Annotated in this window: 3 protein-coding genes and 1 pseudogene; 1 reads left to right on the top strand and 3 read right to left on the bottom strand. The window is 62.7% G+C overall.

Annotation, left to right across the window (positions count from 1 at the left end):
• Nucleotides 1-336: 336 nt before the first annotated feature.
• From ABNS06_RS01185 to ABNS06_RS01195, 3 genes are all read right to left on the bottom strand, one after another.
• Nucleotides 337-2,655 (bottom strand): hypothetical protein, encoded by a 2,319-nt coding sequence (locus tag ABNS06_RS01185; protein ID WP_348672121.1) that lies wholly within the window; start codon nucleotides 2,653-2,655, stop codon nucleotides 337-339.
• Between the two features lie 479 nt (nucleotides 2,656-3,134).
• Nucleotides 3,135-3,380 (bottom strand): hypothetical protein, encoded by a 246-nt coding sequence (locus tag ABNS06_RS01190; RefSeq protein WP_348672123.1) that lies wholly within the window; start codon nucleotides 3,378-3,380, stop codon nucleotides 3,135-3,137.
• Nucleotides 3,381-3,456: 76 nt separating this feature from the next.
• Complete coding sequence (locus ABNS06_RS01195) at nucleotides 3,457-3,846, bottom strand: hypothetical protein (protein ID WP_348672125.1); 390 nt, start codon at nucleotides 3,844-3,846, stop codon at nucleotides 3,457-3,459.
• 53 nt (nucleotides 3,847-3,899) lie between these two features.
• Here ABNS06_RS01195 and ABNS06_RS01200 point away from each other — a divergent pair.
• Nucleotides 3,900-4,447 (top strand): annotated as a pseudogene (locus ABNS06_RS01200) (hypothetical protein); the annotation flags it as partial.

The following is a 4,447-nucleotide window of genomic DNA, read 5'->3' on the forward strand; positions in this document are numbered from 1 at the left end:
CGCCGAACTCGGCGGCGGTCGCCCGAACACTCGCGATCGTCACAGGCAGGGTGGTGCAAGCCGTCATGGCGGAACCAGGGGCAGGATCGGGAATGCGTTGAGCGAACCGCTCACCAGGAAAGCCCGACAATCTGCCAATGGCGCGAGGCTGGCGTAGAACACCCCGCGGGGGGCACTCACAACCGTTGCAGTGTGTGCCGCCGGGGTGCACCTAGCAAGTCGACTCAGACATTGGGCGGCTGAACACCTGCTCCGTCCTCCCCGCCGACGATCAGAAAGAAGCCCGGCCATGGCCGGGCTTCTCGGTCGTACAAGATCGGCCTAGTGCCGAACGGGCTAGTCGCCGGTCGTGACGCAAGCCCCGTAAACGTTCAGCAGCTTGGCGATCGCCAGCAGGCCGCCCTTCATCTTGTAGCTGACGCCATAGATGCCCGACTGCGTCGTCTCGTCGTCAAACTCGAAGGAGACGAAGTGGGCGCCCGGCTCGTTCACCAGGGCCAGCGCCGTCAGCAACAACCCATCCGAGTTGGTGTAGTCCTGGTCACCGACGACCGGCACGCCGTTCTCGTCAAAACCCGTGATCGGCGCCATGCTGTCCAGGCCAAGCAGCGACAGCGACAGAATCTCGTTGGGGTTGGAGAGGATGAATCCACCCCGCTGACCCGGGTCGAGCGGCAGCGGTTCGATGTTGCCTTGCGTGTCGGTCGCCACCGAGTAGACATCAACCACGATGGTTCCGATGCCAAGCAGGTCAATCGGAATCAACAGCTGGGTGTAGGTCTCCAGATCGGCGTCGATGATCTCGCTGCCATCGCCCTGGGTGATGATGCCGATCGGACCGTCAGTGAGATCGCCCCCGATGCGGACGTCCATCTCCACGACGCGCGCCCAGGGCACATCCACGTCGGAACCGGTCAGCAGAATGGACGACGTACCCACTCCGCACTGGTCCTCGTCGCCGGTCACGTCCGCGGCCACTGTCGCGATCACGCTGGAGCCACCGGGAATGCCGCACTGCATGGTGAAATCGTAGTGCCCGCCCGCACCGGACGTCTCGATGACCACGCCGTCACTGTCGAGCGGTTGCTCACCGGCCCAGGCACGGCCGGGAATGCCGCCCTGCGCCTGGCAGTAGACGGTGTTCTCGGATGTCCATGCGATGGTCAGCGCATCGCCAGCCAACACCGACGCGGACTCCGCTCCGTTGATGGTCATCGTCGCGCTTGGCAGCGCACCGCCCACGGTCAGCACGGCATCGGTTGAAACGGTATTGCCCGCCTCGTCCGCGCAGGTCAGCGAATAGGTGTACAGCGCTGCGGTCTCGGAGGCCAGCAGCGAGACGTTGCCGGACAAGTCCTGCGCATCCACCCAGGCCGAGTCCTCGGCATCATTGCCGGCCGTGCAGCTCGTCGCATTGGTCGACGACCAGGCCAGATCGAAACTGGCGCCCGCCGCCACACGAGAAGGCGAGATCGACATGAAGGCCGTTGGCGCGGCGTCACCGCCATCAACGATGGAGACGGCGCCCCAGGCCTGTCCACCCTGGCCGTTGCAGATCAGCGTGAAGTTGTAGCTATCGCCTTCCTCCAGCACGACCTCGCTCAGGTCGACGGACTCCGTGCCTTCCGTGTCCCTGGCGCCGTCCCAGGCCGGGACGTTGTCGCTGAACGCCAGACATGAGGATGCACCGGTGACGCTCCACGCCAATTCGGCGGGGTCGGTGCCATTGACGGTGAAGTACTGGAACACCGGTGCCGGAACGCTGCCCACGGACAGCACCGCTGAAACGCTGCCGCTCACACCGGCGGAGTCTTCACACTCCAGCGTGTAGACGTAGCCACCCGCATCCAGGCCACTGATCGTGAACGTGCCGCCTTGCGCGGACGGCGTTGTCTGGGTCCACGCCGCGTCGTCACCGGTCGCGATGCAGGAGACGGTGTCCTCGCTGGTCGTCCAGCTCAGCGTCGCGGTCTGGCCCACGGAAATCTGCGACGGATCCGTCGACAGGGTCAGCTCCGGCCCCGCGGACGTCACGACGACTACGGCCGTCGCGGTGCCGATGCCGCCGTACTCGTCATCACAGCTAAGCGAGTAGGTATAGATGCCCGCGGTGTCCAGATCGAAGGTGAAACTGCCGGACGTCGCCAGCTGCTGGCCTGTCCATTGCGGATCGTCACCCAGGGCGATGCAGGAGTCGGCGCCGGGCGCGGACCACACCAGCGGCGTGCCCGTCTCGCCGGACCGCACCGTCTGCTGGGCCGGCGCCAGCGTCACCAGGGGCCCCGCGGCCGCCACCTCGATGGTCACGCTCTCGGAGGTTTCCTCCCCGCCGTTCTCGCAGGTGAGGACATACGTGTAGGTACCCGGTGTCGTCGGCACGACAATCTGGCCATGGCCCGTCGCCGGCAGCGGCCCGTTCCAGCCACTGTTGAACTCATCGCCGCTGCCGATGCAGGCGCGCGCAGTCGGGGCTTCCCAGACCAGCGTGATGATCGCGCCCGATTCGACTTCCCTGACCGGCGTCGAGAACGTCACCGCGGGCGCCACACCCGGCACCGGATCCTTGTCATCGGAACAGCCGGTGAGCACGAGGGAAATCAGCGTGGCGCAGACCAACACCGAGGTGAACTGCAGACGGTCAAGCAAAGCTTTCATGTGTTATCCGAGTACAAGCGTGAACCAGTCCACCAGCGTCGGGACGGAGCGGGTCGAGAACCTTGGGGAGACGAACGACCGGACGGGACCGGAACAGGCATGAGGCCGGTCCGCCCCATCCTGCCCACCCATCACCTATCTGGTGATATAGAGCTCAACTCTAGCCGAACCTTCGGCCCATCATGAATAGTAAAATTTACTTCGGAAAAGGTAAGTAATTCCCTAATCAATCTGCCTGGGATTATTAGCCCTCATGCTCGAAGAAACACATAAATATGCGTCGATTGTTGGAATATTTATTGATTTTATGGAGGGTATATACGACTAGTCCCCATATATCTCCTTAAAAATAGAAAATACGAGAACCAAACCCAGAAGAACAGGGGCTGAAGAACAATCCGCCCGCACATGGAGAGCGGCGAAGAACACCTCCGCGGGGCATCACAACCATTGCAGCCTGCTGCGCCTCGCACGCCGGTTCAGGATGCCGGCCGAGCGAACACCTGCTCCCCACCCTCCCCACTACCGGACTCCACGAACAACCCCGCCTTCTTCGCCCGATAGATCAGCGTGTACGCGACATTGCGGCGGATGCGCTCCGGTACGCGAGCACTGTCGATCTGCTCGTACAACTCCCGCATCGAAAACCGCTCGCGCTCGGTCAGCCAGTCCCATAGATGCTGGGCCGCCAGCTCCGAAATACCGAGGGGATGATCGTGGCTCATGCGTCCTCCGCGTTCGAGGAGATCTCAACGTTCCGGACGCATCTACCCATCGTCAACAAACGTCACTGCTTCCAATTCAGACGCGACGCCGCGACGCAAAGAAACACGCGCTCCCCAAAACCTCCGTCGCCACGAACGCCAGCAGCACCGGCGTGACCCCACCGCCCACGACATACGCCGCAATCAAGCCACCCACCCAAAGCCGCGCCCAGGCATCCACCCGATGCAGCCGCCAGCTCGGGTCCAGCAACCGGGCCGTGTTCCACAGCACACCCAATCCACCAGCCAAGTTGATCATCAGCCAGTGCACCGGCGCGAAGTCGGGGGCGACCGTGGCAAAACCGAGTTGGGTGCCCAGCCAGTAGACGAGCGTGAACAGGTATTGGCTGAGACCCGGCAAGGCGAGCCAGCCGGTGACGGCGATGTCGATCAGACAGAAAACCTGCACTAGCTTGGTAGCCGACATGAAGCTCCCCTGTGGCGTAGCATCAACAAAACAATCAGGCGGAGTTGTCGCAATTGCGCTACTGGTGGGTCAACCAGAATCAGACCTACCGGCATGAAGTGCCGGGCGGCTACCTGTGGTCGCCCAAGCGGAAGGCAAACAATCACCGCAACGCGTTCTACGACATGATGCGGGAAGTCGCCCCCGGCGACGTCATCTTCTCATTCGCCGACACACGGATACCGGCAATCGGGATCGCGGGCAACTACGCCTACGAAGCACCCAAACCATCCGAATTCGGAACCACCGGCGCCTACTGGAACAACATCGGCTGGCGCGTTGATGTTCGTTTCCATGAACTTCAAACATCAATTCGACCGGCTGCTCACATCGAGCACCTACGGCCGGTGATGCCGACACGGTACGCACCACTTGATGGCAATGGCCGAGGCAATCAGCACGTCTATCTCACGCTCCTCCCGTTGGAATTCGCTGCGCAACTCATTGACCTGATTGGCCGCGAGGCACGAGACATCGTTCAGGGTGAACCGCCCCGGGTTTCTCGGAGGCTCCAAAGCTTGAGAGGATGGAGCGATGGGAAGACAGCAAGTGCGGTACTCGC

The organism is uncultured Abyssibacter sp., from assembly GCF_964000955.1.
Taxonomy (GTDB): Bacteria; Pseudomonadota; Gammaproteobacteria; order Nevskiales; family OUC007; genus Abyssibacter.